Annotated in this window: 23 protein-coding genes; 19 read left to right on the forward strand and 4 right to left on the reverse strand. The window is 73.1% G+C overall.

The genetic code is table 11. The features are described 5' to 3' along the window. Positions 1-23: 23 nt before the first annotated feature. The 3 genes from OG276_RS28145 to OG276_RS28155 are packed head-to-tail and all read left to right on the forward strand — an operon-like array spanning position 24 to position 2644. Positions 24-998 (forward strand): ABC transporter ATP-binding protein, encoded by a 975-nt coding sequence (locus OG276_RS28145; protein WP_266913170.1) that lies wholly within the window; start codon positions 24-26, stop codon positions 996-998. Continuing rightward, on the forward strand, positions 995-1900 hold the full coding sequence (locus tag OG276_RS28150) for an ABC transporter permease (RefSeq protein ID WP_266909489.1): 906 nt from the start codon (positions 995-997) through the stop codon (positions 1898-1900). Before OG276_RS28145 ends, OG276_RS28150 begins: the two co-directional genes overlap by 4 nt. Positions 1901-1951: 51 nt before the next feature. Further along, positions 1952-2644, forward strand: coding sequence for a hypothetical protein (locus OG276_RS28155; protein ID WP_266909490.1), 693 nt, complete (start codon positions 1952-1954; stop codon positions 2642-2644). A gap of 134 nt (positions 2645-2778) precedes the next feature. Here the strand turns inward: OG276_RS28155 and ybaK are convergent, their stop codons facing one another. The 3 genes from ybaK to OG276_RS28170 are packed head-to-tail and all read right to left on the reverse strand — an operon-like array spanning position 2779 to position 5654. Continuing rightward, positions 2779-3267, reverse strand: coding sequence for a Cys-tRNA(Pro) deacylase (ybaK, locus tag OG276_RS28160; RefSeq protein ID WP_266909491.1), 489 nt, complete (start codon positions 3265-3267; stop codon positions 2779-2781). 10 nt (positions 3268-3277) lie between these two features. Beyond that, a complete protein-coding gene (locus tag OG276_RS28165; RefSeq protein ID WP_266909492.1) occupies positions 3278-4015 on the reverse strand; it encodes an LON peptidase substrate-binding domain-containing protein in 738 nt (245 codons plus the stop codon). A gap of 34 nt (positions 4016-4049) precedes the next feature. Further along, positions 4050-5654 carry an oxidoreductase gene (locus tag OG276_RS28170; RefSeq protein WP_266909493.1) on the reverse strand — a complete coding sequence of 535 codons (1605 nt, stop codon included), beginning with the start codon at positions 5652-5654 and terminating at the stop codon, positions 4050-4052. Between the two features lie 182 nt (positions 5655-5836). On the opposite strand from OG276_RS28170, the gene hisD reads away from it, so the two are divergent. From hisD to OG276_RS28215, 9 genes are read left to right on the forward strand one after another with little or no spacing between them, the layout of a single operon-like run. Next, positions 5837-7159 carry a histidinol dehydrogenase gene (hisD, locus tag OG276_RS28175; protein WP_266909494.1) on the forward strand — a complete coding sequence of 441 codons (1323 nt, stop codon included), beginning with the start codon at positions 5837-5839 and terminating at the stop codon, positions 7157-7159. Beyond that, positions 7156-8298: a histidinol-phosphate transaminase gene (locus OG276_RS28180; RefSeq protein WP_266909495.1), complete on the forward strand. Its 1143-nt coding sequence runs from the start codon at positions 7156-7158 to the stop codon at positions 8296-8298. Before hisD ends, OG276_RS28180 begins: the two co-directional genes overlap by 4 nt. Beyond that, the gene (gene hisB / locus OG276_RS28185) at positions 8295-8888 is read left to right on the forward strand and encodes an imidazoleglycerol-phosphate dehydratase HisB (protein WP_215035049.1); all 594 of its coding nucleotides are present in this window, start codon (positions 8295-8297) and stop codon (positions 8886-8888) included. The genes OG276_RS28180 and hisB overlap by 4 nt, the downstream gene beginning before the upstream one ends. Position 8889: 1 nt before the next feature. Then, on the forward strand, positions 8890-9057 hold the full coding sequence (locus OG276_RS28190; protein ID WP_266909496.1) for a hypothetical protein: 168 nt from the start codon (positions 8890-8892) through the stop codon (positions 9055-9057). After that, a complete protein-coding gene (gene hisH / locus OG276_RS28195; protein WP_266909497.1) occupies positions 9054-9704 on the forward strand; it encodes an imidazole glycerol phosphate synthase subunit HisH in 651 nt (216 codons plus the stop codon). Before OG276_RS28190 ends, hisH begins: the two co-directional genes overlap by 4 nt. Then, positions 9704-10438 carry a bifunctional 1-(5-phosphoribosyl)-5-((5-phosphoribosylamino)methylideneamino)imidazole-4-carboxamide isomerase/phosphoribosylanthranilate isomerase PriA gene (gene priA / locus OG276_RS28200; protein ID WP_266877054.1) on the forward strand — a complete coding sequence of 245 codons (735 nt, stop codon included), beginning with the start codon at positions 9704-9706 and terminating at the stop codon, positions 10436-10438. The genes hisH and priA overlap by 1 nt, the downstream gene beginning before the upstream one ends. Then, positions 10435-10851, forward strand: coding sequence for a RidA family protein (locus OG276_RS28205; RefSeq protein WP_266909498.1), 417 nt, complete (start codon positions 10435-10437; stop codon positions 10849-10851). The genes priA and OG276_RS28205 overlap by 4 nt, the downstream gene beginning before the upstream one ends. Then, complete coding sequence (gene hisF / locus OG276_RS28210; RefSeq protein ID WP_266909499.1) at positions 10848-11603, forward strand: imidazole glycerol phosphate synthase subunit HisF; 756 nt, start codon at positions 10848-10850, stop codon at positions 11601-11603. Before OG276_RS28205 ends, hisF begins: the two co-directional genes overlap by 4 nt. A gap of 29 nt (positions 11604-11632) precedes the next feature. Continuing rightward, positions 11633-12859, forward strand: a complete 1227-nt coding sequence (locus OG276_RS28215; RefSeq protein ID WP_266909500.1) for an MFS transporter — start codon at positions 11633-11635, stop codon at positions 12857-12859. Positions 12860-12988: 129 nt separating this feature from the next. Here the strand turns inward: OG276_RS28215 and OG276_RS28220 are convergent, their stop codons facing one another. Next, positions 12989-13621 (reverse strand): TIGR03085 family metal-binding protein, encoded by a 633-nt coding sequence (locus OG276_RS28220; RefSeq protein ID WP_266909501.1) that lies wholly within the window; start codon positions 13619-13621, stop codon positions 12989-12991. A gap of 84 nt (positions 13622-13705) precedes the next feature. Here OG276_RS28220 and hisI point away from each other — a divergent pair, with 84 nt between their 5' ends. From hisI to trpM, 7 genes are all read left to right on the forward strand, one after another. Further along, positions 13706-14095, forward strand: coding sequence for a phosphoribosyl-AMP cyclohydrolase (gene hisI / locus OG276_RS28225; protein ID WP_266909502.1), 390 nt, complete (start codon positions 13706-13708; stop codon positions 14093-14095). Between the two features lie 31 nt (positions 14096-14126). Then, positions 14127-15617, forward strand: coding sequence for an anthranilate synthase component I (locus tag OG276_RS28230; protein ID WP_266909503.1), 1491 nt, complete (start codon positions 14127-14129; stop codon positions 15615-15617). 14 nt (positions 15618-15631) lie between these two features. Next, a complete protein-coding gene (locus tag OG276_RS28235) occupies positions 15632-16306 on the forward strand; it encodes a TIGR02234 family membrane protein (protein WP_266909504.1) in 675 nt (224 codons plus the stop codon). Between the two features lie 179 nt (positions 16307-16485). Then, positions 16486-16737, forward strand: a complete 252-nt coding sequence (locus OG276_RS28240; RefSeq protein ID WP_266909505.1) for an HGxxPAAW family protein — start codon at positions 16486-16488, stop codon at positions 16735-16737. Positions 16738-16799: 62 nt separating this feature from the next. Further along, complete coding sequence (locus OG276_RS28245) at positions 16800-17270, forward strand: DUF2752 domain-containing protein (protein WP_266909506.1); 471 nt, start codon at positions 16800-16802, stop codon at positions 17268-17270. A gap of 162 nt (positions 17271-17432) precedes the next feature. Beyond that, complete coding sequence (gene trpC, locus OG276_RS28250) at positions 17433-18242, forward strand: indole-3-glycerol phosphate synthase TrpC (protein ID WP_243330285.1); 810 nt, start codon at positions 17433-17435, stop codon at positions 18240-18242. Positions 18243-18251: 9 nt separating this feature from the next. Further along, on the forward strand, positions 18252-18461 hold the full coding sequence (gene trpM, locus OG276_RS28255; protein WP_250743802.1) for a tryptophan biosynthesis modulator TrpM: 210 nt from the start codon (positions 18252-18254) through the stop codon (positions 18459-18461). Positions 18462-18504: the final 43 nt, after the last annotated feature.

Genomic DNA, 18504 nt, shown 5'->3' on the forward strand with positions numbered 1-18504 from the left:
GGGCCGCGGGACCGGCTCCCGACGTGGTCTGCGCGGTACGCGACCTGGTCAAGACCTATCCCGCGGTACGTGGACGGCGCGGGGCCCCGGCCCTGCCCGAGACCCGTGCCACCGACGGGATCTCCCTGGACGTGCGGCGCGGCGAGATCTTCGGGCTGCTCGGCCCCAACGGCGCCGGCAAATCGACCCTGGTCCGCCAGCTCACCGGCCTGCTGCGGCCCGACTCCGGCTCGGTGACCCTGCTCGGCCACGACCTCGTGCGCCACCCCGACCGGTCGGCCCGGCTGCTCTCCTACCTCGGCCAGGAATCCACCGCCCTCGACGAGCTCACGGTCTCGCTGGCCGCCGAGACGACCGGCCGGCTGCGGGGCCTCGGCCTGCGCGAGGCGCGGACCGCACGGGACTCCGTACTGGAAGAACTCGGGCTCACCGGGATCGCCGGCCGCCCCCTGAAGAAGCTGTCCGGCGGGCAGCGGCGCCTCGCGTGCTTCGCCGCCGCACTGGTGGGGGAGCGGCCCGTCCTGGTGCTCGACGAGCCCACGACCGGCATGGACCCGGTGGCCCGGCGGGCCGTCTGGGCAGCCGTCGACCGGCGCCGCGCCGAGACCGGCGCCACCGTGCTGCTGGTCACCCACAACGTCATCGAGGCCGAGACCGTCCTCGACCGGGTCGCCGTCATCGACCAGGGCCGGGTCATCGCCTGCGACACCCCGGGCGGGCTCAAGGCCAGGGTGTCCGGCGAGGTCCGGCTCGAACTGGTCTGGCGCGAGTCCGCTCCGCTGGGTTTTCCCGAGGTCGCGGAGCTGCGCGAGCTCGCAGTGGAGACGGGGCGGCGCTGGGTGCTGCGACTCGGGCCCGACGAGGCGCGGGCCGCCGTGGCCGCGGTGACCGGCGGCCCGGCCTTCGCCGCCCTCGACGATTTCACGCTGGCCACGCCGAGCCTGGAGGACGTGTACCTCGCGCTGGGCGGGAAGATGAAAGGGCTGGTGAAGTCGTGAGCGATCGTCCGGCAGGCGCTGTCGCGCCGATCGGGGCCGCGTCGATGGTCGGCACGCCCACCAACGGCGTGCTGACCGCCACCGCCACCTCACCCGCGACCTCCGGGCAGGGCGCCGCCTCGCCGAACGCGGTCCGACAGCTCGCCACCGCGCCGCTGGCACCCCGCGCCCGGTTCTTCCCGGCGCTGGCCGCCGTCTACCGGGCCCAGCTGTCCCGCGCGCGGGTCTCGCGGATCCCGCTGCTGTTCGTGGCCACCTTCCAGTCCGTCGGGATCATGATCCTGATGCGGGGCGTGGTCGACGGGGGCTCCGAGGCGCGGGCCGTCGTCGCCGGTTCCTCCGTGCTGGTCGTCGCCTTCGTCGCGCTGAACCTGCTCGCGCAGTACTTCGGGCAGCTCCGGGCCAGCGGCGGGCTCGACCACTACGCCACCCTGCCGGTGCCGCCCGCGTCCGTGGTGCTGGGCGCGGCCGCCGCGTACGCCTCCTTCACGCTGCCCGGCACGCTGGTGACGGCCGTCTTCGGCAGCGTGCTGTTCGGGCTGCCGATGGGCGGCCTGTGGATCCTGGCCGCCGTGGTGCCGCTGGCCGGCGCCGCCCTCGCCGGGCTCGGCGCGGCGCTGGGCCTGCTGGCCCCCCGGCAGGAGCTGGCCACCCTCGCCGGACAGCTCGGCATGTCCGCGGCCCTGCTGCTGGGCGTGCTGCCGCCCGAGCGGATGCCGGACGTCATCGTCTGGGCGCGGGACCTGCTGCCGTCCACGTACGGAGTGGAAGCCTTCGCCCGCACCTTCGAGCCGCACCCCGACTGGGCGGCGGTCCTCCTCGACCTCGGCGTGTGCGCGGGGGTGGGGGTGCTGTCCCTCGCCGTCGCGACCTGGGCCTATCGGCGGGCAGCGGTCCGCTGACGCCCGCCGGCGCCGATCGTTAAATCAAACACTTCCTGGCACGATGTGGGAGTGACCGAAGCCGTGACCCCTTATGACAAGCCCGACCAGCCGCCGTCGGAAGCGCCTTCGGCTCCGCCCGCGCCCGCGTCCGAGCCCGCCTTCTCCCCGTCCGACATCCGCGACGGGGCCGCCATCGCCCTCGTGATCGGCGTGGCCGGTGTGCTCCTCGGACTGCTGTGGGTCTGGCTCGCACCGCGCGTGCAGTACGTCTCCAACGGCGAGGCCGTGTTCCTGCGGGACACCGAGAGCGAGGCCCGCATCGGGTCCGACGCGACCTTCCTGCTGCTGTCGGTGGGATTCGGCGTGCTGAGCGCGCTGGCGGTGTTCCTGTGGCGCCGGAGCGGGGGTGCGGCGCAGGTGGTCGGGCTCGCGGTCGGGTCGGTCTTCGCCGCGCTGGTCGGCTGGCGCGTGGGCCTGTGGCTGGGCCCGTCCTCCGACCTGGTGGCGGCCGCCCGCAAGGCGGGCAAGGGGGTCCCCTTCGAGGCCCCGCTGGAGTTGCTCGCGCACGGGGCGCTGCTCGGCTGGCCGATGGCCGCGGTCGTCGTCCACCTGGGCCTGACGGCCCTGTGGGGTACGCGGGATCCGGCGCCGGAGCTCGCGATGTGGCCTTCGGCGTATTACCAGGCCCCCGTCGATTCCGCCGTCTCCCCGGCCTCGTCCCCGTCGTCGGACCCGTCCGGTACGGAGCCCCCGCGGCCGTAGCCCCGGCCGGGACGGGCGGGCCCTGCGGGGCGAAGTCCCCTACCCGCCCTTCCGCCGTTCCCCGGGCTCTGCCCGGACCCGGAAAAGATCGCCTCAAACGCCGGCGGGGCTGGATGCATCCGGCCCCGCCGGCGTTACGCGCGGGCGATCGGGGCCAGGGTGGCCGCGGTCAGGGTGGTGAGGGTGGCCGCCGGGAGCTCGACCTCCAGGCCGCGGCGGCCCGCCGAGACGCAGATCGTGGGGAAGCCGGAGGCCGAGGCGTCCAGGACCGTGCGCAGGCGCTTGCGCTGGCCCAGCGGGGAGATGCCGCCCAGGACGTAGCCCGTGGTGCGTTCCGCCAGGGCCGGATCGGCCATCGCCGCGCGCTTGCCGCCCACCGCGGCGGCCAGGGCCTTCAGGTCGAGGCTGCCCGAGACCGGGACCACCGCGACCACCAGGGAGCCGTCCACGTCCGCCAGCAGCGTCTTGAAGACCTGCGCGGGGGAGACCCCGAGGGCCTGGGCCGCCTCCTCGCCGTAGGACGGGTGGGCGGGGTCGTGCTCGTAGGCGTGCACGGTGAAATCGGCGCCGGCCGCCGTCAGGGCCACGATCGCCGGAGTGCCCGCCGGCTTCTTCTTCGCCATGGGTCCTTCGTCAGTTGGGGCTCGTCGGCGCGCGCGTGAGGTCCACGGCCGGGAGCGAGGGGAGATGGCGGATGACGGCCGTCTCGGCGCGCAGCAGCTTCAGCTCCTCCGCGAGGCGGGTCGCCGTGTCCGGGGCCTGGAGCAGGCGCTGCTTGGCCGGGATGTCCAGCACCGCGGCCGCCGCGACCAGGTAGGAGACCACCGAGGGCTCGTCGGGGAGGTCCATGCCGGTCAGGGACCGCTCGCGGGCTCCCGCCAGCCGCTTCTGGTACGTGCGGAACGCCCGCAGCACGCCCTCGGCCAGCGCGCCCGCGCCGTCGCCCGCGTCCTCCGGGAGCTCCTCCAGCTCCGCCACGAGGAACGGGCCGGAGGCGTCGACCGACAGCAGCCGGACCCGGACCGTGCCGGTCGCCATCACCTCGAAGCTGCCGTCCTCCCGCTCCCGGATCGAGGCCGCGTCCGCGATGCAGCCCACCCGGTGGAAGGCCTGGACCGGGTCCGCGCCGAAACCGGCGGCCGGCCCGCGCTCGGGCACGGCCGTCTGGTCGGGCAGGCCGGGCGCGGTCGGGGCGACTTCCCGGCCGTCGCGGATCGCGACGACCGCGAAACGGCGGGGCTCGTCCTCTCCCGCCTTCAGCAGCTCGCGCATCATGGCGCGATAACGCTCCTCGAAGATGTTCAGCGGGAGCACGAGTCCCGGGAACAGCACCGAGTTCAGCGGGAAGAGGGGCAGGCGAACGGTGGTCACGAGGCACAGGGTAGTGGCCGTGGCCCGGGGATCGTTATCCCCGCCTCAGGACGCGGGAAGCGCCCGCCGCCACCGTCGTCGCCAGGATCCAGCCGAGGATGACCAGGGCGGCCGTGCCCCACTGCCAGCCGCCCCGCAGAATCCACTGGTCCTGCTGGCCCAGGTCGATCACCGGGAGCAGCAGGTCCAGGGCGAACAGCACGGAGTTCCAGTCCGGGTGCTCCTGCGCCTTGAGCGGCGGCGGCTCGCCGTGCACCTCGAAGAGCACGGCCCCGGCCGCCCACAGCACGGCCATCCACAGCGCCGCCCGCCCCGGCCGGTAGCCGTAGACCACCGTCCAGTCCTGGAGGTACCCCCACGCGCGCAGCGCCGGCGGCAGCGTGGCCCGCCGGCGCCGCTGTTTGGCCACCAGCACCTCGCGGGCGTCCGCGTCCTCCCCGGAGGCCCGCAGGACCGCGGCGAGCCGCTCGTACGGTTCCGGGGAGTACTCGGGGGTGGCCGCCTCGACCCACTCCAGCCGGCGGGCCGGCGGGAAGAGGCCCCGGGGCGCCAGGTTCTCGTAGGCGAAGCCCTCGATGGACAGCCGGCCCGGGCGGGCCGGCCAGCTGGCGGCCGTGTCCACGAGCTTGACCACCCGCGAGCCCGACAGCACCACCCGGCCCCGCTCCGGCCGCTCGCCCACGAACCGCAGCTCCGGGGTGTGGATGCGGCGCAGCGCGACCTCCTGGTCCTCCGTGAGGGTGAACCGGGCCCCGTAGAAGTCCACGGCGTCCCCGAAGCGGCCGTCGTCCAGCCGCAGGCCGCCCACGCACTCGAAGTGCTGCGCGGGCTCGCCCCGCAGCGGGGTGTGGCCCTGCCCGTAGGGGGGAGTGGCTGAACCGGGGTCGCCCGAGGTGTAGTCCAGGGCGATGGAGGTGAGGTAGAGGGTGCGCTCGACGGTGAGCTGCGGGGCGTTCAGCGCCCGCTTGCCGGCCGGGTTGCTCAGGCGGGCCCCGCGCAGGCTCATCGACACGCCGACCGTGGCGCCGCGCAGGCTCACCTCCCCGTAGGTCTGCAGCAGCTCGCCCTGGAAGTCCTGCGCCACCGACATCCCGTCGGCGGCCAGTGCCCGCCCCTTGGCGTCGCGCTGCACCACCGCCTCGCTGATCAGCAGGTCGGTGCCGATCTGCGCGTCCGTGAGCCGGATCCCGCGCGCCACCCGGCAGCGCGGCAGGTGCAGGTCGCCCTCCGTCTGCAGGCGGGCCGCCTCCAGCCGGGGTATCGCGCAGTTGACCAGGCGCAGCGTGCCGAAGCGGGTCTCCGAGAGCTGCACCTCGCCGTCGAAGCGGCAGGACTGGAGCTCCACGTACGGGGTGACCGTGCCACCGGAGAGGTCGAGGCGGCCGGTGATCCGCACGCCGCGCAGCTTCAGGGAGGCCACCCGGCCCGGCACCGGGCCCGGCCCGTGGAGCAGCAGGAGTGCCACCACCGCCGCGCGGACGCTGCGCTCGGGGCCCCAGACCCGGTCGGCGTGCGGATCGTCCCGCTCGGCGGTGCGGGCGCTGAGATCGCAGACGCTGCCGGTCCGGTACGCGTCCCACATGAGCCGCTCGGGGCCGGTGAGATCGGCCGGTTCCCCGTTCGGTCGTGCTTCGGCCATGGCGGCCCCCCTCCGCTCGTACGCACGGACTCCGCCGCGCGGCCCCTCCCGCTTGAACGCGCGGACGAGCCGCGCGCAACTGCACGCTAGAGGGCCTCCGTGACATCGGGAAACGTCCGTGGCCTGTATCAGCCAGTGATACGGACGAACGGCGGCGCGAAGCGGTCTGAGAGAATTGGCAGGTGATCTCTCGTATCGACCTGCGCGGCGACACCCTCCCCGAGGGTGGCGCCCTGCGCGATCTGCTGCCCCGTGCCGAGTTCGACGTAGAAGCCGCCCTGGAGAAGGTGCGGCCCATCTGCGAGGACGTCCACCATCGTGGAACGGCGGCGCTGATCGAGTACGCGCAGAAGTTCGACGGTGTCGAGCTGGAGCAGGTCAGGGTGCCCGCCGAGGCGCTCAAGACCGCTCTCGACGAGCTCGACCCGGCCGTCCGCGCCGCCCTGGAGGAGTCGATCCGGCGCGCCCGGATCGTGCACCGCAGCCAGCGCCGGTCCGAGCACACCACCCAGGTGGTCCCCGGCGGCACGGTGACCGAGAAGTGGGTTCCGGTGGAGCGCGTGGGGCTGTACGCCCCGGGCGGCCGCTCGGTGTACCCCTCCTCCGTCGTCATGAACGTCGTCCCGGCCCAGGAGGCGGGCGTCGAGTCCATCGCGCTCGCGTCCCCGCCGCAGGTCGACTTCGACGGGCTGCCGCACCCGACGATCCTCGCCGCGTGCGCGCTGCTCGGTGTCGACGAGGTGTACGCGGTCGGCGGGGCCCAGGCCGTCGCGATGTTCGCGTACGGCACCGAGGAGTGCGCCCCCGCGAACATGGTCACCGGCCCCGGCAACATCTGGGTCGCCGCCGCCAAGCGCTACTTCACCGGCAAGATCGGCATCGACACCGAGGCCGGCCCGACCGAGATCGCGGTCCTCGCCGACTCCACGGCCGACCCGGTGCACGTCGCCGCCGACCTCATCAGCCAGGCCGAGCACGACCCGCTGGCCGCCGCCGTCCTCGTCACGGACTCCGCGGAGCTCGCGGCCGCCGTCGAGAAGGAGCTGGAACCGCAGGTCGCGGCCACCAAGCACATCGAGGACCGGATCAAGCCCGCGCTGGCCGGCCGCCAGTCCGCGATCGTGCTGGTCGACAGCCTGGAGGACGGCCTCAAGGTCGTCGACGCGTACGGCGCCGAGCACCTGGAGATCCAGACCGCCGACGCGGCCGCCTGGGCCGCCCGCGTGCGCAACGCCGGCGCGATCTTCGTCGGCCCCTGGTCCCCGGTCTCGCTCGGCGACTACTGCGCCGGCTCCAACCACGTGCTGCCCACCGGCGGCTGCGCCTGCCACTCCTCGGGCCTGTCCGTGCAGTCCTTCCTGCGCGGCATCCACATCGTCGACTACACGCGCGACGCCCTCGCCGAGGTCACCCACCACGTGGTGACCCTGGCCGAGGCCGAGGACCTGCCCGCGCACGGCGCGGCTCTGAAGGCACGATTCGGGTGGAAGGTTCCCCAGGCATGACCCGCACCACTGACAGCGCGGACGGCGCGGCCGTCATCGGCATCGACGACCTCCCCATCCGGGACGAGCTGCGCGGCAAGACCCCGTACGGCGCCCCGCAGCTGGACGTGCCCGTCCAGCTCAACACCAACGAGAACCCGTACGGGCTACCCGAGGCACTGGTCAGCCGCATCGCCGAGCGGGTCGCCGAGGCCGCCCGCACCCTCAACCGGTACCCCGACCGGGACGCCGTCGAGCTGCGCACCGAGCTGGCCGCCTACCTCACCCGCACCGGCAAGCACCCGGTCGCGCGGGAGAACGTCTGGGCCGCCAACGGCTCCAACGAGGTCCTCCAGCAGCTGCTGCAGACCTTCGGCGGACCCGGCCGCACCGCGATCGGCTTCGAGCCCTCGTACTCGATGCACGCGCTGATCGCGCGCGGCACCGGGACCGACTGGATCTCGGGCCCGCGCAACGAGGACTTCACCATCGACGTGGAGACGGCCGAGCGGGCGATCGCCGAGCACGCGCCCAACGTCGTCTTCATCACCTCGCCCAACAACCCCACGGGCACCGCGGTCGGGGCGGAGACGGTCCTGGCCCTCTACGAGGCCGCGCAGGCGGCCGGGCCCAGCCTGGTCGTCGTGGACGAGGCCTACGTGGAGTTCAGCCACCGGGACTCGCTGCTGCCGCTGATCGAGGGCCGCCCGAACCTGGTGGTCTCCCGGACCATGTCCAAGGCCTTCGGCGCCGCGGGCCTGCGCCTGGGCTACCTGGCCGCGCACCCGGCCGTGGTCGACGCCGTACAGCTCGTACGCCTGCCGTACCACCTGTCGGCCGTCACCCAGGCGACCGCGCTGGCCGCCCTGGAATTCACCGACACCCTGCTCGGCTACGTCGAGCAGCTCAAGGCCGAGCGCGACCGCCTGGTCACCGAGCTGCGGGGCATCGGCTTCGAGGTCACCGACTCCGACTCGAACTTCGTACAGTTCGGCCGGTTCGAAAACTCCCACACCGCCTGGCAGAACATCCTCGACCAGGGCGTCCTGGTCCGGGACAACGGCGTGCCGGGATGGCTGCGGGTCACCGCGGGCACCCCGGCCGAGAACGACGCGTTCCTGGAAGCGGTTCGCGCACTGAAGAAGGAGCAGCACGCATGAGCCGCATCGGACGGGTCGAACGGACCACGAAGGAGACCTCGGTCCTCGTCGAGATAAACCTCGACGGCACGGGCAAGGTCGACGTCTCGACGGGCGTGGGCTTCTACGACCACATGCTCGACCAGCTCGGCCGCCACGGCCTCTTCGACCTCACGGTCAAGACCGAGGGCGACCTGCACATCGACAGCCACCACACCATCGAGGACAGCGCGCTGGCGCTCGGCGCCGCCTTCAAGCAGGCCCTCGGCGACAAGGTCGGCATCTACCGCTTCGGCAACTGCACCGTGCCGCTCGACGAGTCCCTCGCCCAGGTGACCGTCGACCTGTCGGGCCGCCCGTACCTCGTGCACACCGAGCCCGAGAACATGGCGCCGATGATCGGCTCGTACGACACGACGATGACCCGGCACATCTTCGAGTCCTTCGTCGCGCAGGCCCAGATCGCCCTGCACATCCACGTGCCGTACGGCCGCAACGCCCACCACATCGTGGAGTGCCAGTTCAAGGCGCTGGCCCGGGCCCTGCGCTACGCCGCCGAGTTCGACCCGCGCGCCGCCGGGATCCTGCCCTCCACGAAGGGCGCCCTCTAGCGTGAACGGGCTCAACACGATCCTGATCGTCCTCGGCCTGTTCCTGGCCGGAGGCGTCTACTCCTTCAAGAAGCAGGAGATGCCCGCCTCGGTCATCGCCCTGCTCGCCATCGGCTCCGTGATGTGCCTGGTCGCCGGAGTCCTGCGGATCCAGGGAATTTGGGAATGAGCGCAGTCAGCCCCACCAAGAAGGTCGTGGTCTTCGACTACGGCTTCGGCAACGTCCGCTCCGCCGAGCGCGCCCTCGCGCGCGCCGGCGCGGACGTGGAGATCACCCGCGACTACGACAAGGCCATGGACGCCGACGGACTCCTCGTCCCCGGTGTCGGCGCCTTCTCCGCCTGCATGCAGGGGCTCAAGGACGCGCGCGGCGACTGGATCATCGGCCGCCGGCTCTCCGGCGGCCGCCCGGTCATGGGCATCTGCGTCGGCATGCAGATCCTCTTCGAGCGCGGCATCGAGCACGGCGTGGAGACCGAGGGACTGGACGAGTGGCCCGGCACGGTCGGCCCGCTCCAGGCCCCGATCGTCCCCCACATGGGCTGGAACACCGTGGACGCGCCGACCGACAGCCAGGCCTTCGCCGGCCTGGACGAGGACGCCCGCTTCTACTTCGTGCACTCCTACGCGGCCCACGACTGGTCGCTGGAAGTCACCAACCCGCTGATCAAGGCCCCCAAGGTCACCTGGGCCACGCACGGCGAGCGGTTCGTCGCGGCGGTGGAGAACGGGGCCCTGTGGGCCACCCAGTTCCACCCCGAGAAGTCCGGGGACGCCGGCGCCCAGCTCCTCACCAACTGGATCGAGACCCTGTGATGACGACGTCGAAGAAGCTCGAACTGCTCCCCGCCGTCGACGTCCGCGACGGCCAGGCCGTCCGCCTCGTGCACGGCGTCTCCGGCAGCGAGACCTCCTACGGCTCCCCGCTCCAGGCCGCCCTCGCCTGGCAGTCCGCCGGCGCCGAATGGCTGCACCTGGTCGACCTGGACGCCGCCTTCGGCACCGGTGACAACCGCGCGCTCGTCGCCGAGATCACCGGCGCCATGGACATCAAGGTCGAGCTGTCCGGCGGCATCCGCGACGACGCCTCGCTCGCCGCGGCCCTCGCCACCGGCTGCACCCGCGTCAACCTCGGCACCGCCGCCCTGGAGACCCCCGAGTGGGCCGCCAAGGCCATCGCCGAGCACGGCGACAAGATCGCCGTCGGCCTCGACGTACGCGGCACCACCCTCAAGGGCCGCGGCTGGACCAGCGAGGGCGGGGACCTCTACGAGACCCTCGCGCGCCTGGACTCCGAGGGCTGCGCCCGCTACGTCGTCACCGACATCGGCAAGGACGGCACCCTCACCGGCCCCAACCTGGAGCTGCTGAAGAACGTCTGCGCCGCCACCGACCGGCCCGTCGTGGCCTCCGGCGGCATCTCCTCCCTCGACGACCTGCGCGCACTGGCCGGGCTCGTCGGGGCCGGCGTCGAGGGCGCCATCGTAGGCAAGGCCCTGTACGCCAAGGCGTTCACGCTCGAAGAAGCCCTGAAGGTGGTCTCCGCATGAGTTCCGAGAACGGTTCCGCGAACAGTTCCGACGTCCGACGCATCTCCTCCGGCGGCGCCTACGAGGACGTACTCGGCTACTCCCGCGCCGTCCAGCTCCCCCATGGGCTGGTCCTGGTCTCCGGCTGCACCGGGGCCGACGCGGGCGGCCCGTACGACCAGACCAAGAAGGCCTTCAGCGTGGCCTTCAAGGCGCTGGAGCAGGCCGGGCTCGGCCCCGAGCACGTGGTCCGCACCCGGCTCTACCTCACGCACGCCCGTGACGTGGACGAGGTCGGCCGCGCCCACAGCGAGCTCTTCGACAAGATCCGCCCCGCCTCGACGCTGATCATCGTCAACGGGTTCGTGGACCCGAGCATGGTCGTCGAGGTGGAGGTCGAGGCCTTCGGCCCCGTCGCGGGAGGCTCGGCATGACCCTCGCCGTACGGGTGATCCCCTGCCTGGACGTGGACAACGGCCGCGTGGTCAAGGGCGTCAACTTCCAGAACCTGCGCGACGCCGGCGACCCGGTCGAGATGGCCAAGCTCTACGACGCCGAAGGCGCCGACGAGCTGACCTTCCTCGACATCACCGCGTCCTCCGGGAACCGGGAGACCACCTACGACGTGGTGCGCCGCACCGCCGAGCAGGTCTTCATCCCGCTGACCGTGGGCGGCGGCGTCCGCACCGCCGACGACGTGGACAAGCTGCTGCGGGCCGGCGCCGACAAGGTCGGCGTCAACACCGCCGCCATCGCCCGGCCCGAGCTCATCCAGGAGATCGCCGAGCGCTTCGGCCGTCAGGTGCTCGTCCTGTCGGTCGACGCCCGCCGCACCGCCTCCGGTTCCTTCGAGGTGACCACCCACGGCGGCCGGCAGAGCGCCGGCATCGACGCCGTCGAGTGGGCGCACCGGGCGGCCGAGCTGGGCGCCGGGGAAATCCTGTTGAACTCGATGGACGCGGACGGTACCAAGGACGGCTACGACACCGAGATGATCGCGGCCGTGCGCAAGCACGTCACGGTCCCGGTGATCGCCTCGGGCGGCGCGGGCAAGCTCGCGCACTTCCCGCCGGCGATCGCGGCGGGCGCCGACGCGGTGCTCGCGGCGTCGGTGTTCCACTTCGGAGACCTGCGCATCGGCCAGGTCAAGGACGCGCTGAGGGAAGCGGGCCACCCGGTCCGCTGAGGCCGGCTTTCGCCCGTGGGGGGCTCGCAGTGAACGGGAACGTCTGGCGGGACGCCAATGTCCTGCGCTGGCTGGCCGCCTACGGGGCTTCGCTCGTCGGGGACGGGGTCTACTTCCTCGCCCTCGGCTGGGCGGCCGCCCAGACGGCCGGCCCGGCCGAGGTCGGCCTGGTGATGGCGGTCGGCGCGATACCGAGGGCCCTGCTCATGCTGGGCGGCGGGGTGATCGCCGACCGCTTCGGGCCCCGGCTCGTGGTCATCTCCTCCGACGCGGTGAGGTGTGGCGTCGTCCTGGCCTTGGCGCTCGTCCTGGCCCTCGGCTCCCCGGGCCTGTGGGTCCTGGTGCTCGTCGCGCTGGTCTTCGGCATCGTGGACGCGCTGTTCATGCCGGCCGTCGGCGCGCTGCCGCCGCGGATCGCGGGGCCCGGGCAGCTGGTACGGGTCCAGGGGCTGCGCAGCCTCGCCGAACGCGTCGGGCACACCGCCGGGCCGCCGGTGGCGGGGCTGGCGATGGGGCTGGGCGGGCCGGCATCGGCCTTCGCGGTGGCCTCGGCGCTGTTCGGGGTGTCGCTGGTACTGCTGATCGCGGTACGGATCGCCCCGCTGCCGGCTCCGGACCCCGGCTCGGCGCCCCCGCCCGGGGAGAGCCTCTGGGGGCAGCTCCGCTCGGGACTCGCCTACATCCGGCGGCACGGGCTGATCGGGCCCCTGGTCCTGTCCGGAGCACTGAGCCAGCTCGGCACGTCCGCGCCGATGACGCTGGGGCTGATCCTGGTCTCGGAAGAGCGTGGCTGGGGGCCGGGCGGGGTCGGCTGGATCATCGGCGGGATGGGCCTGGGCGCGGCGTCGAGCGCGCTGGTGCTGACCCTGATCCCGAGGTTCCCGCGGGCCGGGGCGATCCAGAACCTCACCCTGATCATCGGCTCGGCGGGCATCGGCGGCCTCGTGCTGGCGCCGAACCTGCCGGTGGCGGTGGGGCTGGCCGTGCTGACGGGGCTGGTCTGCGGGATCTGCGGCGGCCTGGCCATCGCCCTCATCCAGACGGCCACGGACCCCTCCTACCTGGGGCGGGTCAGCTCCGTGATGGCCTTCACGGCGGTCGGCCTGGCCCCGCTGGCCTACCCCGTCTTCGGCTTCGCCGCCGATGTGTGGGGCGTGACCCCGGTCTTCCTCGCCGGGGCGGCGGTGAGCATGGCGGGCGCGATAGTCGGCACCTCGGCCCCCGCGGTCCGCCGCGCGGAACTCGCCCTGGCCTGAGCCCTGCGGGGCCGTCCCCTCCCCGCAGGGCCGACCCGGCCGCACCCGCCCACCGGGCCCCGAGCCGCGACGGCAGGGGCGACACCGCCGCCCGCCCACCGCCGGACGGAGTCCCGCGTCAGGAAGGCATCACACGCCCAGCTGCGCCGCCGTGAGCTTCGCGATGGCCTCCTTCGGGCCGTCCAGTTCCACCGCGGCAGCGTCCTGGCGGCCGAAGCAGAACAGGGTCAGTTCTCCCGGCTCGCCCGTCACCGTCACCACCGGCGCCCCCTTGTGCGCCACCGCCGTCTGGCCGTTCGGGCGGCGCAGGACCAGGCCCACGGGGGAGCGGCGGCCCGTCAGCCGGGCGAGCTTCTCCAGGCGGGACCAGAGGGAGTCGGAGAAGACCGGGTCCAGGGCGCGCGGGGACCAGTCCGGCTGGGCCCGGCGGACGTCCTCGGAGTGGACGTAGAACTCCACCGCGTTCGCCAGCTCGTCGATCTGCTTCAGCGAGTAGACGGACATCTTCGGCGGGCCGGTCCGGATCAGCTGGATGAGTTCCTCGTACGGCTTGGCCCCGTACTCCTCCATCGCCTTGTCCAGGCGCGCCTTCAGCACGTTCAGCAGCAGTCCGCCCGCCGCGTCCGGGCGACGCTCCCGGACCACCACGTGCGCGGCGAGCTCCCGGGTCCGCCAGCCGTCGCACAGTGTCGGCGCCTCCGGGCCCGCCGACTCCAACAGGTCGGCCAGCAGCAGTCGTTCACGCTTCGCATGGGTAGACATGCGGGCCAGCCTACGGCCGGAACCCGCCCGGTGCCTGCCCATCAGGCGGACAGGGATCCATGATCGTCCCCCCGGCCCGGCACAATGGCTCCCATGAGTACGTCCTCCCTCGATCCCGCCATCGCCGCCCGCCTCAAGCGCGCCGCGGACGGTCTGGTCCCGGCCATCGCCCAGCAGTACGACACCGGTGAGGTGCTCATGCTCGGTTGGATGGACGACGAGGCCCTGCACCGCACCCTGACCACCGGCCGCTGCACGTACTGGTCGCGCAGCCGTCAGGAGTACTGGGTGAAGGGCGACACTTCCGGCCACTTCCAGCACGTGAAGTCCGTCGCGCTCGACTGCGACGCCGACACCGTGCTCGTCCAGGTGGACCAGGTCGGCGCGGCCTGCCACACCGGTGCCCGGACGTGTTTCGATGCCGACGTGCTCCCCCTGGCCGGTCCCTCCGGCCCCACCGCCGAAGCCGAATAGCCGAAGCCGATCACAAGTAAGGTCCCACGCCATGGATCTTGAGACGTTCCGCAAGCTCGCGGCCGACCGCCGCGTCATCCCCGTCAGCCGCAAGCTGCTGGCGGACGGGGACACGCCCGTCGGGCTCTACCGCAAGCTGGCCGCAGAACGCCCCGGGACATTCCTCCTGGAGTCCGCCGAGAACGGCCGCTCCTGGTCGCGCTACTCCTTCGTCGGCGTCCGCAGCGCCTCCACCCTCACCGTCCGGGACGGCGAGGCCCACTGGATCGGCACCCCGCCCGTCGGCGTCCCGACCTCCGGCGACCCCCTGGAGGCCCTGCGGCAGACCGTGGAGGCCCTGCACACCCCCCGGGACCTGGCCTCCGGCATGCCGCCCTTCACCGGCGGCATGGTCGGCTACCTCGGCTACGACATCGTGCGCCGCCTGGAACGCATCGGCGAGCACACCGAGGACGACCTGCAGCTCCCCGAGCTGACGATGCTGCTCACCTCCGACCTGGCGGTCCTGGACCACTGGGACGGCACCGTCCAGCTCATCGCCAACGCCATCAACCACAACGACCTCGCCGCGGGCGTGGACGAGGCGTACGCGGACGCCGTCGCGCGCCTCGACGCCATGGAGGCCGACCTCGCGCGGCCCGCCCCCTACGCGCCGATGCCGCTGCCCGACTCCGAACTCCCGGAGTACTCGGCCCTGTGGGGCGGCGAGAAGTATCAGGCCGCCGTGGAGGACGTGAAGGAGCGGATCCGGGCCGGAGAGGCCTTCCAGGTGGTGCCCTCGCAGCGGTTCGAGACCCCGTGCAGCGCCTCCGCGCTCGACGTGTACCGGGTGCTGCGGGCCACCAACCCGTCCCCGTACATGTACCTCTTCCGCTTCGAGAACGGCTTCGACGTCGTCGGGTCCAGCCCCGAGGCGTTGGTCAAGGTCGAGGACGGGCGGGCCATGGTCCACCCCATCGCCGGCACCCGGCACCGGGGCGCCACCCCGCAGCAGGACAACGAGCTCGCCGACGAGCTGCTGGCCGACCCCAAGGAGCGCGCCGAGCACCTCATGCTCGTCGACCTCGGCCGCAACGACCTCGGCCGGGTCTGCGAGCCGGGATCGGTGGAGGTCGTCGACTTCATGAGCATCGAGCGGTACTCGCACGTCATGCACATCGTCTCCACCGTCACCGGGCGGGTCGCCGAGGGGAAGACCGCCTTCGACGTGCTCACCGCCTGCTTCCCGGCCGGCACCCTGTCCGGGGCGCCCAAGCCGCGCGCCATGCAGATCATCGAGGAGCTGGAGCCCACCCGCCGCGGGCTCTACGGCGGCTGCGTCGGCTACCTCGACTTCGCCGGGGACTCCGACACCGCCATCGCCATCCGCACCGCGCTGCTGCGCGACGGCAAGGCGTACGTCCAGGCCGGCGCCGGGGTCGTCGCCGACTCGGTGCCCGAGCTGGAGGACGCCGAGTGCCGCAACAAGGCCGCCGCGGTGCTCCGCGCGGTGGCAGCGGCGAACCGCCTCCACGGCGCCTGAACCCGTAGGGGATAGTGGGGTACGTGAGTGCCGTACCCCCGCCCCGAACCGAAGACGCCGATGCCGCCGCCGAGCCCGAGGCCCCCTCGGGCCGCGGCGGCCGCCGCAGCGTGGCCGTCGCCCTGCTGCTCGGCGCCCTCGGCGCCACCGTCGTCCTGCTCGCCTCCGGCCGCGTCTGGGCCCGGGGCGTCGCCGCCATCGGCGGCGGCTCGCTGCCGGTGACCGCCGACGGGCGGGCCGTCACCGGCCTGCCCGCCGCGCTGGCCATCGTCGGGCTCGCCGCCCTGGTCGCCGTCTTCGCCGTCCGCGGCAGGAGCCGGCTGCTGGTCTCGGCGCTGCTCGCCCTGAGCGGCCTGGGCGCCGGGGCCGCCGCCCTGGCCAACGCGGACGGCCGGCGCGCCCTGGACGCGCAGGCGGCCCGTACGACGGCCGACACCGCGGCCCACGTGGCCGGCCTGACCCACACGGCTTGGCCCTACGTGACGGCCGCCGGCGGGGCGCTGATCCTGCTGGCCGGACTGCTGGCTCTGCGCTTCGGGAGCACCTGGCCCACGATGGGCGGCCGCTACGAGCGCGACGGAAGCCCGCGCCCCCGCAAGGCGGCCGTGGTGGACCCGGACCGGCCGGAGGACTTGTGGAAGGCTCTGGACCGGGGCGAGGACCCCACCGGCCCGGACCCGGCCCCCTGAACCCCGCCTCCTGACCCGGGACCCGAATCCCCGGCCCCGAATCCCCGGACCCGGAGCCGACCCCGTGAACGAGGCCGCCGCCTGGTACGGGACAATGACCAGCGAGCGTTCGGCAGAGCGCCGTTCGACACAGCACGTGCGGCGTGCGACAGAGCACACCCGAGTACGAGGAGCAACTCATGGCGGGCACTAGCCACGGACACACCCCGGCCGCCTGGACCGGTGTCACCATCGCAGTCATCGGTTTCTGCATCTCCGGTGCCTTCATGGTGCTGGCGAACCCGCTGGGCTTCTACGCGGGCCTCGTCGTCGTCGCCATCGGCGGTGTCGTGGGCGCGGCGATGAAGGCCGCGGGCATGGGCGCACCGAAGGCCGCGCACCAGGACCTCGCCGAGGTCATCGCCGCGAACCGCGTCGCCGCCAAGGTCTGACCAGGCGGTAGCCGGCACGTGGTTTTCGAAAGGCGCGGCCCTGTCGGGCTGCGCCTTTTGTCATGAGCGGAGAGAATCAGCGGGTGGACGCCTCCTCCGGAACGACCGATCTCGCACCGCCTCCCGCGCCCGTCTCCCGGGCCGGCCGGCTGGTGCGTCCGGCGCTCACGCTGGGCGCGGCCGCCGCGGCCCTCGCGTACGTGGGGACCGTGGATCCGAACGAACCAGGGCACTATCCGGCCTGCCCGCTGTTCCGGCTGACCGGGGTCCTGTGCCCCGGCTGCGGAGGGCTGCGGAGCGCGCACGCGTTCGCCCATGGCGATCTCGTGACAGCTATCGGGGCAAATGCCCTGGCGGTCGCCGGGTACTTCTTCTTCGCCGGCTTCATGGTCCTGTGGCTGGTTCGCGCCTACCGGGGGGTACCGGCCCCGAGGCTCGTCGTACGGCCGGTGTACTGGTGGGGGATCGGCGCTGTGGCCTTGGTCTTCTCGGTTGTCCGGAACCTGCCCATGGGCTCTTTCCTGGCGCCCTGAGGTGTAGCTGAAGTAAAGATTCCGAATGTCCATTTAATGGGACGCCGTCAACCGCGTGCGGAGGGCAAGGCGTCCTGCGGATACCATTTGAACTGCTGACCTTGCAGTTGTACGTGTCTGCAAGGCGGCCGACCGTCATCGACCCGGAAGGGGGCCGCTCGCGTGAGTGTGCTCGACGAGATCATCGAAGGGGTCCGCGAAGACCTTGCCGAACGGCAGGCGCGCGTCAGCCTCGACGAGCTCAAGGAGCGTGCCGCCAAGGCGCCCCAGGCCAAGGACGGCGTCGCTGCCCTGCGCGGCGACAGCGTCAAGGTGATCTGCGAGGTCAAGCGCTCCAGCCCCTCCAAGGGTGCGCTGGCCGCCATCGCCGATCCGGCCGGGCTCGCCGCCGACTACGAAGCGGGCGGTGCGGCGGTCATCTCCGTCCTCACCGAGCAGCGTCGTTTCGGTGGCTCGCTGGCCGACCTGGAGGCCGTCCGCGCCCGCGTGGACATCCCGATCCTGCGCAAGGACTTCATCGTCACGGCGTACCAGCTGTGGGAGGCCCGCGCCTACGGCGCCGACCTCGTGCTGCTGATCGTCGCGGCCCTGGAGCAGGAGGCCCTCGTCTCCCTCATCGAGCGGGCCGAGTCCATCGGTCTCACCCCGCTCGTCGAGGTCCACGACGAGGAGGAAGTGGAGCGCGCGGTCGCCGCCGGCGCCAAGATCATCGGCGTCAACGCCCGCAACCTCAAGGACCTCAAGGTCGACCGCTCCACCTTCGAGCGCGTCGTCGGAGAGATCCCGGCCCACATCGTCAAGGTTGCCGAGTCCGGCATCCGCGGGCCGCACGACCTGATCGCCTATGCGAACGAGGGCGCCGACGCCGTCCTCGTCGGGGAGTCCCTGGTGACCGGCCGCGACCCGAAGTCGGCCGTGGCCGACCTCGTCGCCGCCGGCGCCCACCCCGCCCTGCGCCACGGGCGGAGCTGACCCGCACCGATGGCCCGAAACCGCCCCTCCGTCCGCACCCGACCGGGCTCCGGCCTGGCCGGTGTGCCGACGGCGCACGCGCCCCTGGCGCGCGGCTGCCGCCCTCGCGGCTGCCGCGCCCCGGCCCGGCGCGTGCGGGGGCGGCGGGTCCGGTACGTGATCGGCTCCGAGCCCGGTCAGGTCAACGGCATGCGATGGCGACCCGGAGTCGCGTCGTAACGAGGCCCGCCGGACGGTGTACGTCGTACACCCGTGTCCGTCG

The sequence above is a fragment of the Streptomyces sp. NBC_00086 genome, assembly GCF_026343255.1.
Lineage (GTDB): Bacteria > Actinomycetota > Actinomycetes > Streptomycetales > Streptomycetaceae > Streptomyces.